We start from the raw sequence: 22,026 nt of genomic DNA on the forward strand, positions 1-22,026 counted from the left end.
TAACTACGCGACTATACTGCCATTAATCTATTTAGACTAATGATAACTATTTAGAGCCAACTTGGCTATCGAAGCTAACAATCTGTTGACGCTCATCTTCTTGCCAAGCCACCTTTTGCATCGTTTGTGGATCTAAGCGCACCAATACCGATTCAGCTGTGGCGACAATTTGATTTTGTGATTGGCTAAAATAAGCATAACTCATGACCATACTGGTGTTACCCAGATGCTTGCAGCGCACCCCAATTTGCAAGGTATCAGGAAAGACAACAGGGCGTAAATATTGACAGCTAGACTGCGCTAAGACAACCTGAACGTTATCATTAAACAGCTCTAAAGCCTCTAAATAACCAATACGTGCAGACTCTGCATAACGGTAGTACACCACGTTGTTCAGATGATTTAGTGCATCCATATCGCCCCAAGCCACCACTTGCTCATGAACAAAGGCAAACTCAGACCGTAATGACGCGATTTGCTCTGCATGGTTGACTTGATTAGGGGCATTATTGATTGTCATATCACTCATAATATCTCATTAATATAGGTAGCTACTTGAAGGGTATCGGTATGAATTGGACTATAATATAAACTGGACTGTCTCTTAGCCCACTACTTGAGTCAAAAGTTAGTACTCTAACTATCACGTGCATGACTGCCTCGCTACACGATTCGTCTTTTGACTCACTCAATATCTAAATCAGTTGGCGGCAGTTTTGTCTTGATCTAGCACTTGAGATGTCGTCAATGTGACCTTAGTCGGTGGTTCAGCAATCAGTTTGCTAAGCCAATTAATGGCGTCTTGCATACTGGCTAAGTTAATAGTTTCTTGAGCAGGCAGTGTATCTGAGTCGTTGGCGGTAGGGCTATCGTTCATTTCAGCTAGATGCTGCTGTGACGTTGACTCCTTCGTTGCAGGGTGTGGTGCTCTGGTATCTTCTACAGCTTTATTGCTTTTGACCCTAGGTGCGGTTTTTGCTAATGGCGCTGTAGAATCGGTTATCCCCTGAAGTCGTCGAGCCTCCATACCTTGTAGAGACAGTAGCTGCTCTTTGGCTTGTTGCAGATACATAAGTAATAACGACTTATCTCGCATATTACTGGCCTGCATAGCCAGATTCAGTGTCATAATCGTTTCATGAACCATGACCTCATAAGTGGCCAGTCTACGGGTATCACTGGTTTGCTTTTCGCTCTCTGCTGAGGTGACCTGCTGGCGCAAATAACCCTGAATATCAGCGATGGCTAGGTTATGTAGCTGCCACGGGCTAGGCTGAGCGCTTTGGGCGAGGAGATTGTCAATATCGTGCTCAAGGCTTTGCTTAAGTACGATGGTCAATGCAGGTGCAATCTCATTATTATCTTGAGACATCTGCCACAGTAGTCCACGCAGCAACGACACGGCAGCTGGGTAATCACTATCTGTAATCAGCCTATCCGCCGCCTGAAGCTGGATTCGTAGCATATTCAATTGATTCTGAGCTTGACTACCTGTTGGCTGATTCTGGACGGGTAGTGTCTGCTGACTAATAGCGTACAGCCGATCATCCATCTCGTTCAGACGACTACCGACCTGTTCGCTGGTTTGCAGTCGGGTAAGCACTTCTTGCTCAAAACGCTGCTGTAAAATAAACATCCAGACCATCATAGCGATTAGCATTAGGATAAGCAGCCATTGTAACCAAAGCAGCAACTGTCCAGCTTTGCGGCGCTGCTGGGTTGGGGTCAAAGGCGGCGCTGACTCCGTCGATACGCTGGCCTCTTCAGTTGGTTGAGGTTTTAGAGTCATACAACCATTCCCTGCTCATTAACACGTTAATAAAACTGATAATATGATAAAAGATAGCTCGTTATATCAATTAAGCTGCATTCAATCTACCTGCCCACTACCACTCCAATAAATTAGATAGTGATAAAAATAAGCTAAAGCGTAGCAGCAGCCTTAATAATCTCATCAGGATCCAGAGACTCTACCTGCTGATATCTGAGCTGCCTATCGGCAAACAACCCAGCCAAACGCTGCCCTAAAACAATATAAACAAAATCTGCTAATGTAGGATATGAGGTCTCTGTACTTGGCTTGAGCAAATGCTGCCAATGCGCAAAGGCAGCACCACTACTAATAATGACTATGGGCACTATCGCCCACGGCGTATCAGCGCTACCTTGGAGATACTCTGTTAGCCAATTACGATATACCGTACTTGATTTTTTTGGCCAGACTCGCTCATACCAAGCAATACTATCGACCTGTACCCCGCGCTGTCTTAAGGTGTCAACCAGCAGCCTGCGCCCCCCCAGACCACGCCACATTAACACCCGATCCCCAATGCCAAGCGCCGCGATCAGGGGCATCTCTAGCATTCCTTCGTTATTAGGCTCTATAGGCTGCTGCACAGCAATACCTTGACGACGAAAGATATCAGCCGTAGCTCCACCCACCGCGACGAAGGTAGTGGGCAGCCAAGTCTGACTAGATAGGCGCTTCATAATAGCCGCTGAATCATTAGCGCTCTGCCAATACTTCAAGCCTAGTGCCGCAGCGCTTGGGCTTACCGTGACTGTCACCGCATAATCACCTTCTGTCCAGCGCTGCATCAGCGACTTATCATGAGCTGTCAGTGGACGTGGGTTTAATGCCAATAACGGTAGTAGCAACTCTTCGTACCCGTTGGCTTTGAGCGCCACTGATAAGGGTGCTGCGCGTTCAGTAGGCCGAGTATTAATGACGACCCTTTGCTGATGCTTACTCATGAAAGATACGCCATCTACACTATACCTCCTAAGCCTAACATCGTCTGTACCACCTTATGCGGAATAGATATTTTGTAATATCTGCTTAGCCCCTTTATCCAGCAGCTGCTGGGCGACTGCAATACCCAAATCATTGGCCAATTGCTCATTATGGGCTTGGGCGTCAGGGGTTGTTAATGGCTTTAGCCTAGTACGCTGCTCAGCTTTTAATAACACCGAACCGTCCGGCTCACCTACGCGGCCACGAAGCCAAAGCTCGTTACTATCCTCTAATACCGCAAAAGCGGCGATAGGGACTTGACAGCCACCTTCAAGATGACGATTCAACGCTCGCTCTGCTATCAAGCGAATTCGTGCTTTAGCGTCATTTAATGGGGCAAGCAACGACAGCACCTGCTCATCACCTTCACGGCATTCAATAGCAAGGGCACCTTGACCGACTGCAGGTAGACTAATATCGATGTTCAGCTCACTACGAATGCGCTCATCAAGACCAATACGCTGCAAGCCACTCGTCGCCAAGATAATGGCATCATATTCACCGGCATCTAGCTTACCCAATCGCGTCCCAACATTACCACGCAGCGTCTTGATGATTAAATCAGGGCGGTACGCTTTTATTTGGCACTGGCGACGTAGACTAGAAGTACCTACTACCGCCCCTTGAGGAAGAGCTTCAAGCGAGTCAAAGTTATTGGAGACAAAGGCATCGGTTGGCGCGGCGCGCTCACAATAGGCACCTAAGGTTAAGCCGGTTGGTAACACCATCGGCACATCTTTTAAAGAGTGCACCGCAATATCAGCACGCTTATCAAACATGGCTTGTTCTAACTCTTTAACAAATAAGCCTTTACCGCCAATCTTGGCCAGCGGGGTGTCCAATATCTTATCCCCTTTGGTGACGATCTTGACCAAATTGACCGTCAATCCTGGGTTTAATGCCATCAGCCTATCTTTGATATGCTCAGCTTGCCATAGGGCTAGAGGACTTTGACGTGTTGCGATATTCAACGTGGCTGCGGGGAGTGTTAAGTCAGATTCAGTCATAAAAATTAGTTACATCCAAAGCATTAGCGATAATTTAACGTGTTAGCTCATCAATTCTAATTCTGTCACTGCACACTGTTTTACATACGAATAAACCTTATGGCAGGACAAAAAAACACCCCTATTTAATCATAAATAAGGGTGAGATGATATAAATCAGTTGTTAAAGTCAGCGCTATAAAATTAAGATAGAATATCGTGAAGTCACTGTCTTAACACGCCCAAACTATAAGCGCTTTTTGAGCGGTTACATATTCTGAATCTTATCACGCAACACAGGTAAATGACGGCGGCTTACCGCTAGCGCTTCATCAATACCTTTAAAGCGTACTTGGTACTGGCCAGAATCTACTGTCTCCAGTAGGTCAAGATAGTCCAAATTAATCAGAGCATTGCGATGAACGCGGAACAGCTCATCTGCAAACTCTTGCTCTAGCTCTTTTAGAGTCTCATCAATCAGTACCGTACCTTCTTTGTGGCGGACTTTGACATACTTTTGATCCGCGGTAAAATAGTAGATATCTGATAAAGGAATAAGCTCCACACCGCGATGGGTCCGCGCCGCGATATGCTGACGCCGTGGTGGATTGGCAGTAGGGTCTTCAAGTTTTCGCAGCTCATTCAACTGCGCTGCATTTAAGCTTTTCGCTTTGGATAAGGCCTCAAGCAATTCATCTTTATTGACAGGCTTTAACAGATAGCCGATAGCATTGGCCTTGAATGCAGTAATCGCGTAGTGGTCATAAGCAGTCACAAAAATAATCGCTGGCGGGTTTTGCAGTTCATTAAGTGCCTGAGCACAGCGAACCCCATCCATCTCTGGCATACGAATGTCTAACAAAATCACGTCAGGCTGATACTGTTTTACCGCAACAACAGCCTCAACACCAGTCATAGCCTGTGCCACTACCTCATGATCTTCATCTTGAACAATTCTCACCAAGCGCTCACGCGCCAATGGCTCGTCATCACAAACCACAATTCGCATTCACAGCTCCTTCTATTTTATGGCAGTACATTTGTGCATTTATAACATATTATCATGATTTCTGTGTCAACACAGTGAAATTGTAAACGCTTCGTTTCTTTAAATTCTATGCCAAATTATTGCACATTATTATTGACTTAATTAAGTCTTTTTATTTTTAAACTTAATCGTGTAACGCTTAAGCTCTAAAGTGTTGCTCTGTTAAAGCCCCGCATCATGTAAAGGATAACTAATGGTCGTCTGCATTTGCTGCTGATTAATCTGACTTTTAATATAAGCGCTTTTCCCAAAATTGAGCTGAAGTCGCTTGGTTTGAATCTCGAAGTTTATCTGTCGACTGAGGTCTCGCTTGATAAATAAAGTCTTGCTAGGCAGCTGTACGTTTATTTCAATCACCACGCGGTGGTATTGCCAAGTTACCTCAATAGACATATAAATAGTCTCGGTAGTCATCTCTACCACACTCAATAATATCTGCTCTAGCACACTCTGTAAGGTAAGAGCAGTGATGACCATATCGTACATCATGTCATCATCAGGGAGACGCCAAACTACCTCAAGCTTATCCGTCAATCGGCATGCTTCGATTGAAAGGTAGTGCTGACATAGGGCGACCTCTTCTTCAAAGCTGATCTCTTTTGGACCATTGAAACTGGCGCGGAACAGCGCTGACACATGCTGTAATAGCTCAGCTGCCTTAGCCGGGCTAGACTCTATTAAAGAGACAAGCGTATTGATAGTATTAAAAAAAAAGTGGGGGGCGATACGCGCTTTAATAAGATCATTTTGCGCTGCCAGCTGCTGATCAAAGGCTCTTTTTAAAGCCAAAAGCTGTTGATAACGAGACGAGAAATGCAACAAAAAGACAAGGGTAAACCCGCCTGTTAATAGCCCATTCACTAATGTGTCTATAAGTATCCGCCGGCCACCATAGTTAGCCCAGCCTAGCGCATTTTCAATCAACATGACCAACACTTTGGCACAGACCGCACACAGGCATAAAATAACCACAATTCGAGCGCCCGCATCAATCGTATGCAGCCGCTTTAGTGTAGGGCGAAAATAGTCCACGATGATAAAGCCTGGAAAGACTGTGGCCGCAGTAATAACAGCAACCGCTAACAGCCGCTGCAAAAAAAGATACCAAGTGAATAACTCGTAACGCATCATTATGGTCAAAAATATTGACCAAGCAACCACATATAAGAACACCTGCCAAGGCGTTAAAAAACGTCTAAGATTGGGCACAAAAAACTCTAAACGCTCAGCTAGTAAGGTAGCCTCATCGTTTGCTATACTGCTCTTATTCTCATGACCTGACTTAAACCAATATGAATGCCACCACTTCTTCACAACTTAACAGTCCTAACCCGTCTAACGTCTCTAAGCCCACTACTGCCGCTGATTCTACCACATCGTCTGCTAAGCAGTCTCAACAAGATAGCACTGCTACGAATAAAGCACCGGGGCAGCAGATGTGGGGCGGCCGCTTTAGCGAGGCCACCGATAGCTTCGTTGCTGCTTTTACCGCCTCTGTAGGCTTTGATCAGCGCTTTGCTCGCCATGATATAGAAGGCTCTATTGCCCATGCAACGATGCTAGGGCAATGTGGCATCTTGGATCAAAAAGATGTCACCACTATTATCGATGGCCTCAAGCAAGTGCAGCAAGAGATCGATAATGGCGAATTTAACTGGTCGGTGACTCTCGAAGATGTCCATATGAATGTCGAATCGCGACTGACCGATTTGATTGGCTCAGTGGGCAAAAAACTGCACACTGGCCGTAGCCGCAATGATCAAGTAGCCACCGATATCAGACTTTGGCTACGAGAAGAGACGGACAATATTATTGAGCTACTTGTGCGTTTGCAATCTGGCCTTCTTGATTTAGCTGAGCAGCATACGGACACCATCATGCCAGGCTTTACCCATCTACAAACCGCTCAGCCTGTCAGTTTTGGCCATCATGTATTAGCATGGTTTGAGATGCTCAACCGCGATACCGAGCGTCTAATCGACACTCGTCGCCGTATCAACCAAATGCCCCTTGGTAGTGCCGCTCTGGCAGGAACCACCTTCCCTATCGACCGTACCATTACTGCTGAGCTGTTAGGTTTTGAAGGCATTTGCCAAAACTCTCTAGATGCTGTCTCAGATCGTGACTTCGCTATTGAATTCACTGCTGCCGCTTCTATATTGATGATGCACTTATCGCGAATGAGTGAAGAGCTTATTTTATGGATGTCAGCGCAGTTTGGCTTTGTACAGATCCCTGACCGCTTTTGTACTGGTTCCTCTATTATGCCGCAGAAAAAGAACCCCGATGTACCCGAGCTGGTTCGGGGTAAAGCTGCTCGTGTGTTCGGACAGCTAACCACTTTATTAACGCTAATGAAAAATCAACCCTTGGCCTATAATAAAGACAACCAAGAAGACAAAGAGCCGTTATTTGATTGTGTCGATACCTTGACAGGCTCTTTGCTAGCTTTTGCTGATATGCTGCCTAATATTGTCCCTAATAAAGACAATATGCGAGCAGCGACCATGAAAGGCTATGCCACGGCCACTGACTTAGCTGATTATCTGGTTCGCCGCGGCGTTGCTTTTCGGGATGCGCACGAAGTGGTCGGTAATGCTGTAGCCCTTGGGATTCAAGAAGGCGTCGATCTCAGCGATTTAAGCCTAGCGCAATTGCAGCAATTTAGCGATGCTATTGGTGAGGATGTGTTTGATTATCTAACTTTAGAAGGCTCACTTGCTGCCCGTGACCATCTTGGTGGTACAGCGCCTAATCAGGTAATCAAAGCAGTCGCAACAGGTCGTGAACGCCTAAAAAGATTTGCGACTTCGTCAAATTAACCGCACCTTGCTAACTGTTTTAAACTATGGATTACGGTGTTTTAATATTGAACCAAGCTCATAGCTTTACTTAAGAAATGGAAATGACTTATGACTGAGACCTTTGACCCAAAAGCGAATTTAGTATTTTGCCGCAAGTATCAGCAAGAGCTGCCTAAAATGCCACACCCACCATTCCCTAACCCAGCAGGCGAAGAGATTCAAAATACGGTCTCAAAAAAAGCTTGGGACGAATGGCTTGAGCATCAGACCATGCTGATTAACGAAAACCATCTTAGTATGATGGACCCTGAAGCCAAGAAGTTTTTGACCGAACAGCGAAATAAGTTCTTAGACAATGCAGACTATGAACGACCTCAAGGTTGGACGCCTGAAAGTAAATAATAGTTTGATTGTCAATTATTACTGTAACCCAAAAAACGCGCTATAACTATAGCGCGTTTTTTATACCCCTTATTAGGGCGTAGCTTTAAGAAAACTGACTGCTCATAAAATCTACTTCTCAGTGCCCAAATTCGATAGGTCACTGTCATCATTTTTTTCTAGTTTATAATCAGCATTCTTATTAGCATGAGCCTCTCGGGCGGCCTGCTGCTCATTCGCTTCTTGCACAGCCTTTTCTACATTGGCATAGTCTGAGTGACGAACATCCGTACCACTAACCGAATATATAACAAGCTCTGCAACATTGCGCGCATGATCACCGATACGCTCTAAGGCTCGCAGTACCCACATGATGTTGATGACTTTAGAGACATGGCGTGAGTCTTCCATGATATAGGTCATCAATGCGCGAATGGCGGACTGGTATTCGCGGTTGATTACCCCATCGTTACGCATGACTTCAAACGCTTGCTCAGCATTCAAATGCGTAAACGCATCAAGGGCATTGTGCACCATCAGACGCACTTGATTGCCCAGATGTTGGACTTCTGCATAGCCGCGCGGTGCATTGCCCTCCGAGGTAATTTGACTGGCCATCTGCGCAATCTTCACCGCTTCATCGCCGATACGTTCCAGATCTACCACCCCTTTGCTAATGGCCATCACCAAGCGCAGATCATTGGCCGTAGGCTGACGCTTGGCCACTAATAGTAGGATGTGTTCATCGAGCTCCACTTCCATATTATTGATATCATGATCAGTACTGATGACTTCTTGAGCCAGTACTTCATCGGCATCTGTCAATGCATGGATAGCCTTCGCTACTTGCGTAGCAACGCTGTCGCCCATATGCAAAAATAATTTGGTAGCCTCTTCAAGGTCCTGATCAAAGCTTTTGGAGATATGTTTTTCATGGATAGTCATAGGTCGTACCCTCCGTGTATAGATGCTGGCGACAGTACGCGCCTACTTGACCAAATGTGCTCAGCATGGTTTATGCCTAATTGCTGATATAGCTGTGCTAACGCTCTGCTACTCACAATCGTCTTCTTAGCCTGAACTCTTATCGATAATAGAGGGCTAGCGTCAGGCCATACGACCTATAGCTTCCCTCAGTCCCTCTGCCTAATTAACCACAGTATCAAAACACAGTATCAGACTGCAGTGGCAGCGAAGCTTACTTAACCGTAACGACCAGTAATATAGTCTTCAGTCGCTTTTTGCGATGGATTAGTGAAAATCTGATCCGTCTCACCCATCTCAACCATATCACCCAGATACATATAAACTGTATAGTCTGATACACGAGCGGCCTGCTGCATATTATGGGTAACGATAGCGATAGTGTAGTCGTGCTTTAAGTCTTCGATAAGATCTTCGATAGAACCAGTAGAGATAGGGTCTAATGCAGAGGTTGGCTCATCTAATAATAGCACCTCAGGCTTAGTCGCTACACCGCGAGCGATACAAAGGCGCTGCTGCTGACCACCAGACAACGACAGTCCAGACGCTTTTAGCTTGTCTTTGACTTCTGGCCATAGCGCTGATTTTTTGAGTGCCCATTCTACACGTTCATCAAGCTCAGATTTACTTAGCTTTTCATAAAGACGGACACCGAAGGCGACATTGTCGTAGATTGACATTGGAAACGGAGTTGGCTTTTGAAAGACCATCCCTACCCGGGCACGGAGTAAGTTGACATCCACTTCTTTACCTAGGACATTTTGACCGTCCATCATGATCTTACCTTCGGCGCGCATGCCTGGGTATAAGTCATACATACGGTTAAAGGTTCGAAGTAAAGTGGACTTACCACAGCCAGATGGACCAATAAAGGCGGTGACATTCTTTTCAGGGATATCAATATTGATATTTTTAAGCGCTTTAAAATCCCCATAATAGAAATTCAAATCACGAATTTCCATTTTAGCAGGTGGCATGTTTTGAGGCATGTCATCTAGCGTTTGCTTGGTAAAGCTAGCGGTATCTGGCTGCTCTTTTTGCGTGGCTGTAGACATCGGCTTATCAAGCAAGCTGCCATCTTTAACGCTAGTATTGTCAACTGGCGTTTTGGTAGCGTTTTTCTCTATCACATCATTCATAATTTCATCCAATTTAACTTAATTCAGAGTAACCCAGTCATCTCGCAAGCTCTGTACCAACAGCCGCTAGGTTATTTGCTATGGTCTTTACCACCGATAAACCGCGCAATAATATTCAATGTCAGTACGGCTACGGTAATTAATAGCGCTGCAGCCCAAGCCAAAGCATGCCAATTCTCATAGGGACTCATAGCGAACTGATAGATAGTGTTCGGTAAGTTAGCAATTGGCTGACTCATATCAGTACTAAAGTATTGGTTGTTTAATGCTGTAAATAGCAACGGTGCAGTCTCACCAGTGATTCGAGCAAACGCCAACAGCACACCTGTCGTTAGACCTGCTTTGGCTGCCTTAATCGTCACCTTAGTGACCAGCTGCCATTTTGGCGTTCCTAGTGCGTAAGCTGCTTCGCGCAGCGTATTAGGCACGAGATTAAGCATGTTTTCTGTCGTACGTACCACGACTGGAATGACGATTAGTGCCAATGCTAGAGCGCCCGCCCAACCAGAAAAGCTACTGCCTTTGACCATCAGCGCATAAATAAATAGACCGATAACAATAGAAGGTGCCGAAAGCAAAATATCATTCAAAAATCTAGTCACTTTGCCCAGCATACTACCGTGAGAGAACTCTGACAGATAGATACCAGCCATAAGACCAATTGGCGCGCCAATAAACAGTCCTGAGAAGGCCAGCATAATTGAACCAACGATGGCGTTACGCAGACCACCTTCACTCATCGGTGGTGGTGTATCAGCAAGGAAGATAGGCATCTCAACCATGCCTTGAAAACCTTCAACAAACAGCGTAATTAAAATCCAAAACAGCCAAAATAGACCAAAGACCATGGCAGACATGGCAAAGCCAAGGCCTAGCTTATTAATTAGCCGCCGTTTGCTATAAAGACTTTTGTTATAACGGTCTTCAAAGCGTGGTGCTGAATGAGGCATAGTACTTGCTGTAGGCATAAACTTATTATCCTATAATTCGATGGCTATTCTAGTTACCTGCTTTTTGATCAATCCGCATCAGCATTAGCTTAGAAATTGATAAGACGACGAAGGTAATAACAAACAATATCAAGCCTAAATGTAGCAATGATGCTAAGTGTAATTCACTTGACGCTTCGGCAAATTCGTTGGCAAGAGCTGAGGTGATGGTCACCCCTGAAGTGAATAAGCTTGGGCTAAGGTTAAAGGCATTACCAATCAAGAAGGTAACCGCCATCGTCTCCCCTAGGGCACGGCCAAGTCCCAAAATTACCCCACCGACGACCCCCGCTTTGGTATAGGGCAGAATAATCTTGAACATCACTTCCCAAGTGGTGGCCCCCATGCCGTAAGCGGACTCTTTAAGTAGGTCAGGAACGACGGAGAATACATCACGCATGGTGGCAGCAATAAAAGGGATAATCATGATGGCAAGTACAAGCGAGGCGGTAAACATACCTAGACCCATGGGGGCACCTTGGAACAAACGACCAATTACCGGCAATGGACCAATATGCTCGATAAACCAAGGCTGGATATGATCACCAAAGAAGGGGGCAAATACGAACAAGCCCCACATACCATAGATAATGGAGGGAATACCGGCCAGTAGCTCAATAGCAATGCCCAATGGCTTCTTTAAAAAAGCTGGGCAAAGCTCTGTTAAAAATATAGCAATACCAAAGCTCACAGGAACGGCAATTAAGATAGCAATGATGGAAGTCACTAAAGTACCGTAAATAGGCGCTAAAGCCCCATACTCATCAGCAACTGTATCCCAATTATTACTGGTATAAAACCCAAGGCCATACTCCTGGATACTCGGCCAAGCGCCGACAATCAAAGAAACTAAGATACCACCTAGTGATAAGAGCACCAGAATGGCAAAAGCTTTAGTTGCATTAACAAATATGGCATCGTAGCGTTTTTGTTTTGCAAGTTGCGAGCGTAGATTTGCCATAAGTGCCTCATCATTGAAGATTTTTAAATCAAGAAAACTGACAATTTAATAGGATTGGGATATTTGTTACTCGTCTTACCGCAATAAACGCTATGAATGTACAGCAGAGCTTTAAAACTAAGTAGCTAAGCAATGCTATAGCTAAAGATTACTGATCTTGGCTCACAAATTCATTGGGGTAAGACCAACCCAAGCAGATAGTCGATTTCGCTACTTGCTTGGGAGGTTTGGAAATTAACAAGATTTTGTTAACTTAGCTATAAAGTAAAAACAGCTCAAAAATGGACTAGCTTGGATAAACTGCGTTTAAATTAACGACAGTGTATCGTCAAGAGTTACTGAGCAGGCGTATACACAGGTTGACCATCGCTGCCTTTAACTTCGTTCCATTTATCTTTGAATAGTGCTACAGCTTTATCAGAGAATGGAACGTAATCAAGTGACATAGCATCGTCGTCACCTTGGGTATAAGCCCAATCGAAGAAGTTCAATACACCAGCAACTTGCTGAGGATTTTCTGGTTGCTTATGAACTAAGATAAAGGTCGCTGCCGCAATCGGCCATGCTTGATCAGTCTCAGAGTTGGTGATAACTTTATAAAAACCTTCTTGCTGTGACCAATCGATGTCACCGGCAGCGGCAAAAGTTTCAGCTGAAGGCTGAACAATATTACCAGCAGCATTTTTTAGTGCTACATGAGACATATTGTTTTGCTTAGCATAAGCATACTCAACATAGCCAATTGAGTTCTTCATACGGTTTACATAGCTGGCTACGCCTTCGTTACCTTTACCACCAGCACCAGTAGCAGTCGTCGGCCATTTGATAGTTTTATCAACGCCAACATTGTCTTTCCAGTCGCTAGAAACTTTAGCTAGATAATCAGTAAAGTTGAAAGTCGTACCAGAGCCGTCTGAGCGGAATACAGTCGTAATAGGCGCATCAGGAAGGGTAAGATCTGGGTTTAAAGCAGCAATTGCTGGATCATTCCAGTTACTGATATTGCCGAGATAGATGTTTGCTAGTGTCTCACCATCAAGCTTTAATTGACCTGGCTCAACACCATCGATATTGACAACAGGTACTACACCACCAATCACAGTCGGGAACTGAATAAGACCATTTTCTTCTAATTCTTCTGGCGTCATCGGCGCGTCAGAAGCACCGAAATCTACAGTTTTTGCGACGATCTGCTTGATACCACCAGATGAACCAATTGACTGGTAGTTGACTTGACCGCCAGTGGCTGCGTTGTAATCTGATGACCATTTAGCATAGATTGGTTGTGGGAATGATGCGCCAGCACCAGTGATATTCATAGAGACATTTTCAGCAGACTTAAACGTACCTGCTGGGGCAGTCGTTGATGTCTCTGCAGTAGTAGCAGGGGCCGTACCTTCCTCAGTCTCTACTACGGCAACATCAGTATCGGCTGGTTCTTTTTTGTCACAAGCTGATAGGGTAAGGGCGCTTGCCACAGCCACAGCTAGTAATGAATAACGCATGCGTATCTCCTAATTAATATTTAATTTTGAACTAAATTCTAGTGGGTAGAGTTAAGCGCTAATAATCTATCTTAGCTATTCATACCGTAAGCGGCATGTCTTTCAGAATGCCCTTATTGCTACTGGGCGTATTTTGACGACTGAATATGACAGTTTGATGAAATTGAGATAATTCTGTTAAATTGTTGTAACTAAGAATCGTTCTTAAATAACAATATGATACCCAGCGCTACTGTTTTATTTTATTAAATATCCCTTGTGCTAAAAGGGTTGTAGGATTAGTGGATAAGTTAATCCTACCGGTTACATTCATTTAATTTGTAACTGACTTAGACCAAGCAACAATTACTTAACTTTGCTAATATAGGGTCTCTGATTATTAAGACTCGGGGTGCAAGCTAACTCACGTTTGTTCGATTATTTTTGTAATTGATATTAATCGCAGTTAAGCTTGCTGAGACATCACCCGTTGCACCTGATGTGGTTAGTACCACCGTAGGGAAGTCGAAGTCGCCATTTTTTCTTTGTTATCCGCCGCTCTCACTATCGTCAGTGCTTAAGTTACCACTAGCGATAAATTACAGCGCTGAATAACGCGAGGACAAAATAGCCGTCTACCGAGTCTTTTATTTTTATATTCTTTATGAATTAGGACTCGCCATGACTATCAGCACTGATACCCAAGCCCCCTCCTCTGTGACCACAGCCACGCCTAATCCCCTAAAAACTCCCGCTCATCGCAAATCTACTGATGCGCGCTTTGAAGAAGAAGCTCGCGATTTAACACGAAGTCTTCCTGCGTCAAAGAAGGTCTATATCGCAGGCTCGCGCCCAGATATTCAAGTACCAATGCGTGAAATTACCTTGACCGACACCCCTATCGGTGGTTTTGGTCGAGAAACAGCCGAGTTCAACCCACCCTTTTATGTCTATGACACTTCCGGCGTTTATACCGATCCTAACGTTGAGATTGACTTAACCCGCGGCCTTCCCAAGCTTCGCGAAGGGTGGATTGAAGAGCGGAGTGATACCGAAAAGCTATCAGGATTATCGAGTAACTATGGTAAAGAGCGCGCTCGTGACATTACGACCGCTAATCTACGCTTTGGTCATATTGACAAGCCGCGCCGAGCGCTAAAGGGAAAAAACGTCACGCAAATGCATTACGCGCGCCAAGGGATCATCACCCCTGAAATGGAGTATATTGCCATTCGGGAGACGCAAAAGCAGCATGAGCTAACGGACATGCGTCAACACGATGGCGAGACTTTTGGCGCTAATACCCCTAAGATTATTACTCCTGAGTTTGTCCGCTCTGAGGTCGCTGCTGGCCGCGCTATCATCCCTAATAATATTAATCACCCTGAGTCTGAGCCGATGATCATTGGTCGTAACTTTTTAGTTAAGATTAATGCCAATATCGGCAATTCAGCACTCGGCTCCTCCATCGATGAGGAAGTCGCCAAGATGACTTGGGCAACGCGTTGGGGTGCGGACACTATTATGGATCTGTCCACCGGTAAGCACATTCATGAGACCCGCGAATGGATTATCCGCAACTCCCCTGTGCCAATCGGTACTGTGCCGATCTATCAAGCATTAGAAAAAGTTGATGGCGTCGCTGAAGACCTGACGTGGGAGATATTCCGCGATACCCTCATTGAGCAGGCGGAACAAGGGGTGGACTATTTCACTATTCATGCTGGAGTACTACTGCGTTATGTACCCCTTACTGCCAAGCGCTTGACTGGTATCGTCTCACGTGGTGGCTCCATCATGGCGCAGTGGTGCTTGGCGCATCACAAAGAAAGCTTCTTATACACCCACTTTGAAGATATTTGCGAGATTATGAAGCAATACGACGTTGCTTTTAGCTTAGGTGATGGTCTGCGTCCAGGCTGCCTTCAAGATGCCAATGACGAGGCGCAGTTTGGTGAGCTACGCACCCTTGGCGAGCTTACGCAAGTGGCATGGCAGCATGACGTTCAGGTGATGATTGAAGGTCCCGGCCATGTGGCGATGAACCGAATTAAAGAGAATATGGACTTGCAGCTGGAGATGTGCAGCGAAGCACCTTTTTATACATTAGGGCCATTGACTACCGATATCGCTCCCGGTTATGACCATATTACCAGTGCCATTGGTGCGGCGATGATTGGCTGGTTTGGTACGGCGATGCTCTGCTATGTCACACCAAAAGAGCACTTAGGCCTACCGAATAAAAAAGATGTGAAAGACGGTATTATTACTTACAAAATTGCCGCCCATGCCGCTGACCTTGCCAAAGGTCATCCCGGCGCGCAGGCCCGTGATAATGCCCTATCCAAAGCGCGCTTTGAGTTTCGCTGGGACGATCAGTTCAACCTTGCATTAGACCCTGATACCGCCCGCGAATATCACGATGAGACCCTTCCTAAAGACGCTCATAAGTCAGCCCACTTCTGCTCTATGTGTGGTCCTAAATTTTGCTCAATGAAGATTACCCAAAATGTGCGAGAGTATGCTGCGGGACTGCCAATAAATGATAAAGGCAAACCGCCAGTTACGCCACGTTCTGGCGAACTTACTGATGACAAGCACCTGATTAAAGAAGTCGATACTGACCTAGTCAATCAAGTTGGTGCAGCTAGCTTTGATGAGGTGCAAAGAGGTATGAAAGAGATGACGAAGAAGTATCACGAAGAGGGTCGGCAGCTTTATAAAGAGGTGTAACACTACTTTAAATTATTAGCCTATCATCTGATAAAAGGCTTGAACCTAGGTAATTAGGTTCAAGCTTTTTTATATAAACTATTAATTTAATTGTCTTTTATATGAGTCATCATCTCTTTTTGACATGAATATTGACCATTACACCCTCAACTCTAACCCACTGCTCTTTTTGTAGCCCCGTTTTAGCATAATCAAAGCCACTAACGAAGCCATTAAGAAACAACTTGCTTACCTGTTGATCAATCGCTATGAAGAAACAGTCTGTGAGCTTGCTAAAGAGGTTGTAGACAACCCATCAAATGATGTACCTTTAAGCTGCTCTAGTGGTATAGGTAACCTCAGCTACCAGTTTAATAAAGACACGGGTAGATTTGAGGTAGTTAAGGTTACACCTTAAGCTTCCCTTTATTTGATATTCTTTAGGCACTTGCTTCCCGATAGTCTGTTGTCTAAATTAACGCTTTATTAATATAAAAACTACTCTCATAAAAAAAGCTCCGATAAAGTTATCGAAGCTTTTTGCTGACCGTTATTACATCTGAGTAATTTTAGCTGGCCTGATTATACCTTCGAAGCCGAATAAATCTTATCGATTGAAGCGTTAATGGTATCTGCAAACTCGCTATCGGTCTGCGACTTTGCCAACCCTTCGGTAAAGGCACGCGAGAAGCTGGCGATCATACCAGGGTTCCGGCCTAATCTATCGCAGGCTTCATCACGGCTATAACCACCTGATAACGCCACAACTTTTAGCACGCGAGGGTGGTCGATGAGCTCTTTATAAAAGCCAGCTTCTTCTGGCAGTGTAAGCTTGAGCATTATCTGCTGGTCATCACTTAGGCGCTCAAGGTTACGTAAGATTTCAGCTTTCAGAAGTCCTTCAGCCTCAGCCTTGTCCTCGCTCTCGATACTCACTTCAGGCTCAACGATGGGCATAAAGCCTTTTGATAAGATTTGCTTGGCCACATCAAATTGCTGCTGAACGACTTTTTCGATACCCTCTGCTGTTGCCTTATGAACAACTGAGCGCATCTTGGTACCAAAGATAGGATAGGCTTTAGCTTTATCCAATAGCGCATCTAAATTTGGGATTGGCTTCATAACTTGCACGCCAGCCATTTGCTCAGCTAGACCCTTGTCCACTTTTAAGAAGGGGACAATACGCTTTTCTTCCCAAAGATAATTAGCGGTTGGCTTGCCATTGACTTCACGATCCATGGTGTCTTCAAACAAGATAGCACCAAGAACGCGGTCGCCTTTAAAGCAATCACAGGTCATAATGCGAGTACGCATCTCATGAACCCGAGTAAACATCTCTTCATCATTGCTGTATTCATTATCTTCTACGCCGTACATACGTAGCGCTTTGGGGGTACTGCCACCGCTTTGATCAAGCGCTGCAATAAAGCCAGGATCATTTTTGATTCTTTCTAGTTGTTTTTGATAGCTCATAAAGACTTCCTATTCAATCAATGGTTAAATTTAAGTAGACAAATTTGCTTGGAGCAGTTTTAAATTAAAAAAGTTAGAATTTTGCAGTGGCTAACAGATTATTTAGATGTTATTAATGTGTCAATCAGCGATGGTGATAATTTTATATTTTGTGACTATATTTCGTGCTTGTGTTTTCGGCTATATTTATCAGTATAAACATACCATAGACATTGCATAATTTGGGTATTGAGTTTGCTAAAATACCCTTAGCCTTATCAACAATAATTGTTATATTCCTACGCTTTATAGAAATAGCGTTTTATAGACGGAGCGTTCTGGTAGCGCGTCTATAGTCAATCAATCTATCTTAGATTTGACACAAAGCAGCTGCGATGAATTTTTTGATAAAGTGAAGACTTTAACGCCACAAAATACCACTATGACTAAGAGGGTTACAATACTCTTGTGATCAAGGGTAAAAGGGTAGAATGTCTCTATCATCACCTAGCACCCGCCAGTTTTTAACCTTTCAAACACATGAATCTTCTTTAGGGTCATTTTTGCTAATTAATCTATGCCTTAAGCTAACTTATGAGCGCTTACTATAGCCACACACCCATCCCCTATTTTACCAGTTTGCCTGCCGCACTAACTGCTGTCGGTCACTGCCCTGTTAGCTCCATGCACGAAGTCACCTTGCAGTCGCTATCCGGCGGTAGTATCAATGCCGCCAGTATTGCTTGCCTTGCTAATAACACGCAAGTGTTCGTCAAACAAAACCGCATCGCGGCCCTACCTCTACTAAAAAGTGAACTTATCGGACTCCAAGCAATCGCTAGTACTGGCGCCTGCTGTGCACAACCTTTAGCCTTCGGATTGGATCATGAGCTGGGGTGTAGCTTCTTACTGCTAACCATCATCAGAAGCTCAAGATTATCAATAACTCAGGCAACAGGTTGGGAGGATTTAGCGGCGCAACTGGCGACCTTACACCGCGCTGCACCGCCGCAACCTGCCATAAGTAAGCCTAGTGGTAATGCCTCTGAGCACATTGCAAAAGACAAAAGCTTAGTTTGGCAGTACGGTTGGTTCGAAGATAACTTTATTGGTAGCTTGCCCCAACGTAATAATTGGCAGACCGACTGGCACCAGTTTTTCGCAGAGCAGCGTCTCGGCTATCAGACCAAACTTGCCCTAGATAATGGTCGCATTGATAGACAGACATTGCGACAAATCGAGCAGCTACAAGGTCGTCTACCAGACTACCTGCCTGCTATTGCGCGGCCAAGTTTATTACATGGCGACCTATGGTCAGGTAATGCCCTAATTGATGATAACAACCAAGGCTATCTTATTGACCCAGCCGTCTATGTCGGCCATCCAGAGGCAGATATCGCGATGACGCGCCTGTTTGGCGGCTTTGATACGGTATTTTATAAGGCCTATACTGAGCAGCTGCCGCTACTGCCTGATTTTGAGGAGCGGCAGGATATCTACAACCTTTACCACTATTTAAACCATTTGAATCTATTTGGTGGCAGCTATCTTGGGGCAGTAAAACGTATTGCTCAGCGCTTTGGTAGCAGCTAACTCAATTAGCAACAAAGTCTGATCATCAAAAGCTAAAATAAACCAAAACAACTGACATTAACTAATAGCAGCTGTGGGCAGTGAGATTACAATCACAGTGCAGGATTAATCACTAGGTTTTGCTAAACTACGGATACTAATAAAGCGACAAGCTTGTCTTTTATCACAATTATCTTAATCCTAGCTTTTATATAGTAAGTTCATTATATAGTCAATCCATCTTAGATTTGACACAAGATCGCTGGAGGCAGTTTATACCCGCCTCAGTCATCTCGTGACTTCTAGCCAGTAAATTTATATCAGCCACTCTTTTATGTATCAGCTTTAGATAGGATTAACTATAAAAACAAGTTAGCGGTACTGGGATGAATTTTTCGCAGCCTCTATTAGCGTGGCCGCAGCAAGCCAGAAAAATTTATACCAGCACCGTATCACCATACAATGACTCTATTTTATTAGAATCGACTGTATTAGCGCCGGCTTTCTCTATCGCTGGTTAATACTCGTGCTGTGACTGCGATGCTAGTTATCTATGAAAAAAATCCTTAATTACTTTGAAAATCGGCTCTCGCCATTCCCTGATACGTCTATTCCACTACCTAGGAATGGACTAATCTCCTTCTTATGGGCCTGCACCTCAGGCTTACGAGGTTGGTTATTATTATTCATGATATTGACCGCAGGTATCGGTGTTTATGAAGCCATGCTATTCGCTTGGATTGGTGATCTGGTAGATTGGCTCGGTACTTACTCACCGCAGACCCTTTGGACGAATAAAGGGGACAGCCTACTGCTTATGGCAGCCGTATTAATACTTAGTCCAATCTGGATAGGCCTTGCCTCATTAATACATTTTCAAGTACTGCAAGGTGTGTTCCCGATGCAGATGCGTTGGCGCTTTCACAAGCGCATGCTCGGTCAGTCGATGCAGTTCTATCAAGATGAGTTCTCAGGGCGGGTCTCCGCCAAAGTCATGCAGACAGCGCTTGCGGTCAGAGATACCGTGATGACAATAACGGACATGCTGATGTACGTTAGTGTGTATTTTATTACCAGCGGGATTATCTTATTTAGCCTTGATAGCTTATTGCTCATACCGTTTGTGATTTGGTTGCTATTATTTATCGCCACAATGGTATTTTTTATCCCCAAGCTTAAGCATACGGCAAGTAGACAGGCGGATGCTAGAGCGCTGATGACGGGCCGTATTACCGATGCCTATGCCAATATTATGACCGTTAAGCTATTTAGCCATTCATACCGTGAGCTTAGTTATGCCAAAACAGCAATGCGCCAGTTCTTAGGGACGGTTCATGCCCAGATGCGCTGGGTTTCAGCACTGGAGATCGTCAATCATATTATTAGCGTCATTCTTATAGGCAGTACGGCAGTCATTGGACTGTATTTATGGCATAAAGAGGCTGTCGGCGTGGGAGCTATTGCCGCTGCCACTGCTATGGCTTTGCGTCTTAATGGCCTCACCCACTGGATTATGTGGCAGACAGCTAGTCTATTTGAGAGTATCGGTACGGTGCAAGATGGTATCAAAACCCTATCTGCGCCTCAGAGCATCGTCGATAAGCCCGATGCCGCTAAACTGGTCGTTACTGATGGCCGAATCGTCTTCGACCATGTCGACTTTGGCTATGAGAGCTCAGAGCAAAAGTCGATGATCAATGTCAATAAACCATCCCCTACACAAAAAAGTCAGAGACCTAATACGTCGATTGATCCGACAACCAACCAAGTTAAACTGCTTGATGACTTCTACCTTGATATCAAGTCTGGTGAAAAGATAGGTCTGGTAGGTCGTTCAGGTGCTGGCAAGTCTACGCTAGTGAACTTACTGCTACGCTTTTATGACGTGGATAAAGGTCAGATCTATATCGATGGCCAAGCCATTCACAATATTACTCAAGAGAGTCTTCGTCAACAGATAGGTATGGTGACTCAGGATACCTCACTACTGCACCGCACGGTCCGTGAGAATATTGCCTATGGTCAGCCTAATGCCACAGATGAGGAAATCATAGCAGCGACGAAACGTGCTCAGGCTTGGGACTTTATTAAGGACTTGTACGATGCCAATGGCAATACCGGGCTTGATACTCAAGTCGGCGAGCGCGGTGTTAAGCTGTCGGGTGGGCAACGCCAGCGTATCGCCATCGCTCGTGTCATGCTCAAAAATGCACCTATCTTACTATTGGATGAAGCCACTAGCGCGCTTGACTCTGAAGTGGAGTTCGCTATCACTCAGAGCTTACATGACATGATGGCAGGCAAGACGGTTATTGCTATCGCGCATCGTCTCTCTACCATTGCCGCCCTTGACCGTCTGGTGGTTATGGATAAAGGCCGTATTATTGAGCAAGGCAGCCACGATGAGCTATTGGCTCACGATGGTGTCTATGCACGCTTGTGGCATCGTCAAAGCGGTGGCTTCTTAGGAGAAGACGCCTAAAATAAACACGGCTAGAAAGTCGGACTTGAATAAGCGCTTGGCCAATAGCAATAAGCGAATCAAGCCCTAGTAAGCTCTTCTGATTTCTTATGATATAAGTTAAGAAAACAGGTCTATGATTGACCTGTTTTCTTAGTTTTTCTTAGTCTATGTTTTTTACATACTTACTCAGCTTACTCACTCCTTAACAGGCATAATTTGAGCAATTTATCCAAGCAAGCCTAAAACATATATCTAT

At 44.8% G+C, this 22,026-nt stretch carries 17 protein-coding genes and 1 riboswitch; of the genes, 5 read left to right on the plus strand and 12 right to left on the minus strand.

What is annotated here, in order from left to right; genetic code table 11:
- Positions 1 to 46: 46 nt before the first annotated feature.
- The 6 genes from EGV92_RS07425 to EGV92_RS07450 all read right to left on the minus strand — a co-directional run bounded on the left by EGV92_RS07425 (position 47) and on the right by EGV92_RS07450 (position 6,142).
- Positions 47 to 529: an acyl-CoA thioesterase gene (locus EGV92_RS07425; RefSeq protein ID WP_242678651.1), complete on the minus strand. Its 483-nt coding sequence runs from the start codon at positions 527 to 529 to the stop codon at positions 47 to 49.
- A gap of 171 nt (positions 530 to 700) precedes the next feature.
- On the minus strand, positions 701 to 1,789 hold the full coding sequence (locus EGV92_RS07430) for a hypothetical protein (protein ID WP_131668574.1): 1,089 nt from the start codon (positions 1,787 to 1,789) through the stop codon (positions 701 to 703).
- Between the two features lie 134 nt (positions 1,790 to 1,923).
- The gene (locus EGV92_RS07435) at positions 1,924 to 2,754 is read right to left on the minus strand and encodes a uroporphyrinogen-III synthase (RefSeq protein WP_131668575.1); all 831 of its coding nucleotides are present in this window, start codon (positions 2,752 to 2,754) and stop codon (positions 1,924 to 1,926) included.
- A gap of 54 nt (positions 2,755 to 2,808) precedes the next feature.
- The gene (gene hemC, locus EGV92_RS07440) at positions 2,809 to 3,801 is read right to left on the minus strand and encodes a hydroxymethylbilane synthase (RefSeq protein ID WP_131668576.1); all 993 of its coding nucleotides are present in this window, start codon (positions 3,799 to 3,801) and stop codon (positions 2,809 to 2,811) included.
- A 247-nt stretch (positions 3,802 to 4,048) separates the two neighbouring features.
- Complete coding sequence (locus tag EGV92_RS07445) at positions 4,049 to 4,789, minus strand: LytR/AlgR family response regulator transcription factor (protein WP_131668577.1); 741 nt, start codon at positions 4,787 to 4,789, stop codon at positions 4,049 to 4,051.
- Between the two features lie 201 nt (positions 4,790 to 4,990).
- Positions 4,991 to 6,142, minus strand: a complete 1,152-nt coding sequence (locus tag EGV92_RS07450; RefSeq protein WP_131668578.1) for a histidine kinase — start codon at positions 6,140 to 6,142, stop codon at positions 4,991 to 4,993.
- A gap of 122 nt (positions 6,143 to 6,264) precedes the next feature.
- On the opposite strand from EGV92_RS07450, the gene argH reads away from it, so the two are divergent.
- Positions 6,265 to 7,650 (plus strand): argininosuccinate lyase, encoded by a 1,386-nt coding sequence (gene argH, locus EGV92_RS07455; protein ID WP_131668805.1) that lies wholly within the window; start codon positions 6,265 to 6,267, stop codon positions 7,648 to 7,650.
- 90 nt (positions 7,651 to 7,740) lie between these two features.
- On the plus strand, positions 7,741 to 8,034 hold the full coding sequence (locus EGV92_RS07460; RefSeq protein WP_131668579.1) for an oxidative damage protection protein: 294 nt from the start codon (positions 7,741 to 7,743) through the stop codon (positions 8,032 to 8,034).
- A 111-nt stretch (positions 8,035 to 8,145) separates the two neighbouring features.
- On the opposite strand, the gene phoU is transcribed toward EGV92_RS07460, so the two are convergent.
- From phoU to pstS, 5 genes are all read right to left on the minus strand, one after another.
- The gene (gene phoU, locus EGV92_RS07465; RefSeq protein ID WP_131668580.1) at positions 8,146 to 8,958 is read right to left on the minus strand and encodes a phosphate signaling complex protein PhoU; all 813 of its coding nucleotides are present in this window, start codon (positions 8,956 to 8,958) and stop codon (positions 8,146 to 8,148) included.
- A gap of 257 nt (positions 8,959 to 9,215) precedes the next feature.
- The gene (pstB, locus tag EGV92_RS07470; protein ID WP_423227906.1) at positions 9,216 to 10,052 is read right to left on the minus strand and encodes a phosphate ABC transporter ATP-binding protein PstB; all 837 of its coding nucleotides are present in this window, start codon (positions 10,050 to 10,052) and stop codon (positions 9,216 to 9,218) included.
- A gap of 155 nt (positions 10,053 to 10,207) precedes the next feature.
- Positions 10,208 to 11,104 carry a phosphate ABC transporter permease PstA gene (gene pstA, locus EGV92_RS07475; protein ID WP_423227897.1) on the minus strand — a complete coding sequence of 299 codons (897 nt, stop codon included), beginning with the start codon at positions 11,102 to 11,104 and terminating at the stop codon, positions 10,208 to 10,210.
- A gap of 31 nt (positions 11,105 to 11,135) precedes the next feature.
- Entirely contained in the window at positions 11,136 to 12,086 is a 951-nt protein-coding gene (gene pstC / locus EGV92_RS07480) for a phosphate ABC transporter permease subunit PstC (protein WP_131668582.1), read from the minus strand.
- Positions 12,087 to 12,421: 335 nt separating this feature from the next.
- Positions 12,422 to 13,597: a phosphate ABC transporter substrate-binding protein PstS gene (gene pstS / locus EGV92_RS07485; protein WP_423227907.1), complete on the minus strand. Its 1,176-nt coding sequence runs from the start codon at positions 13,595 to 13,597 to the stop codon at positions 12,422 to 12,424.
- A 371-nt stretch (positions 13,598 to 13,968) separates the two neighbouring features.
- Positions 13,969 to 14,110: riboswitch (TPP riboswitch) on the plus strand.
- A 141-nt stretch (positions 14,111 to 14,251) separates the two neighbouring features.
- On the opposite strand from pstS, the gene thiC reads away from it, so the two are divergent.
- Positions 14,252 to 16,303 (plus strand): phosphomethylpyrimidine synthase ThiC, encoded by a 2,052-nt coding sequence (gene thiC, locus EGV92_RS07490; protein WP_242678652.1) that lies wholly within the window; start codon positions 14,252 to 14,254, stop codon positions 16,301 to 16,303.
- Between the two features lie 561 nt (positions 16,304 to 16,864).
- On the opposite strand, the gene EGV92_RS07495 is transcribed toward thiC, so the two are convergent.
- Complete coding sequence (locus EGV92_RS07495; protein ID WP_131668584.1) at positions 16,865 to 17,755, minus strand: fructose bisphosphate aldolase; 891 nt, start codon at positions 17,753 to 17,755, stop codon at positions 16,865 to 16,867.
- 573 nt (positions 17,756 to 18,328) lie between these two features.
- On the opposite strand from EGV92_RS07495, the gene EGV92_RS07500 reads away from it, so the two are divergent.
- Positions 18,329 to 19,327: a fructosamine kinase family protein gene (locus EGV92_RS07500; protein ID WP_131668585.1), complete on the plus strand. Its 999-nt coding sequence runs from the start codon at positions 18,329 to 18,331 to the stop codon at positions 19,325 to 19,327.
- Positions 19,328 to 19,859: 532 nt separating this feature from the next.
- Positions 19,860 to 21,788, plus strand: a complete 1,929-nt coding sequence (locus EGV92_RS07505) for an ABC transporter ATP-binding protein (protein ID WP_131668586.1) — start codon at positions 19,860 to 19,862, stop codon at positions 21,786 to 21,788.
- Positions 21,789 to 22,026: the final 238 nt, after the last annotated feature.

It is taken from the genome of Psychrobacter pygoscelis, from assembly GCF_004335015.1.
Classification (GTDB): Bacteria; Pseudomonadota; Gammaproteobacteria; order Pseudomonadales; family Moraxellaceae; genus Psychrobacter; species Psychrobacter pygoscelis.

Excerpts from the sequence above, each read along its gene's own strand:
- EGV92_RS07430 (WP_131668574.1), bottom strand. The coding sequence starts at position 1,789 with ATGACTCTAAAACCTCAACCAACTGAAGAGGCCAGCGTATCGACGGAG.
- pstA (WP_423227897.1), bottom strand. The coding sequence starts at position 11,104 with ATGCCTACAGCAAGTACTATGCCTCATTCAGCACCACGCTTTGAAGAC.
- EGV92_RS07460 (WP_131668579.1), top strand. The coding sequence starts at position 7,741 with ATGACTGAGACCTTTGACCCAAAAGCGAATTTAGTATTTTGCCGCAAG.
- argH (WP_131668805.1), top strand. The coding sequence starts at position 6,265 with ATGTGGGGCGGCCGCTTTAGCGAGGCCACCGATAGCTTCGTTGCTGCT.
- pstC (WP_131668582.1), bottom strand. The coding sequence starts at position 12,086 with ATGGCAAATCTACGCTCGCAACTTGCAAAACAAAAACGCTACGATGCC.
- EGV92_RS07445 (WP_131668577.1), bottom strand. The coding sequence starts at position 4,789 with ATGCGAATTGTGGTTTGTGATGACGAGCCATTGGCGCGTGAGCGCTTG.
- pstB (WP_423227906.1), bottom strand. The coding sequence starts at position 10,052 with ATGTCTACAGCCACGCAAAAAGAGCAGCCAGATACCGCTAGCTTTACC.
- hemC (WP_131668576.1), bottom strand. The coding sequence starts at position 3,801 with ATGACTGAATCTGACTTAACACTCCCCGCAGCCACGTTGAATATCGCA.
- EGV92_RS07435 (WP_131668575.1), bottom strand. The coding sequence starts at position 2,754 with ATGAGTAAGCATCAGCAAAGGGTCGTCATTAATACTCGGCCTACTGAA.
- thiC (WP_242678652.1), top strand. The coding sequence starts at position 14,252 with ATGACTATCAGCACTGATACCCAAGCCCCCTCCTCTGTGACCACAGCC.
- EGV92_RS07425 (WP_242678651.1), bottom strand. The coding sequence starts at position 529 with ATGAGTGATATGACAATCAATAATGCCCCTAATCAAGTCAACCATGCA.
- EGV92_RS07495 (WP_131668584.1), bottom strand. The coding sequence starts at position 17,755 with ATGAGCTATCAAAAACAACTAGAAAGAATCAAAAATGATCCTGGCTTT.
- phoU (WP_131668580.1), bottom strand. The coding sequence starts at position 8,958 with ATGACTATCCATGAAAAACATATCTCCAAAAGCTTTGATCAGGACCTT.
- EGV92_RS07500 (WP_131668585.1), top strand. The coding sequence starts at position 18,329 with ATGAGCGCTTACTATAGCCACACACCCATCCCCTATTTTACCAGTTTG.
- EGV92_RS07505 (WP_131668586.1), top strand. The coding sequence starts at position 19,860 with ATGAAAAAAATCCTTAATTACTTTGAAAATCGGCTCTCGCCATTCCCT.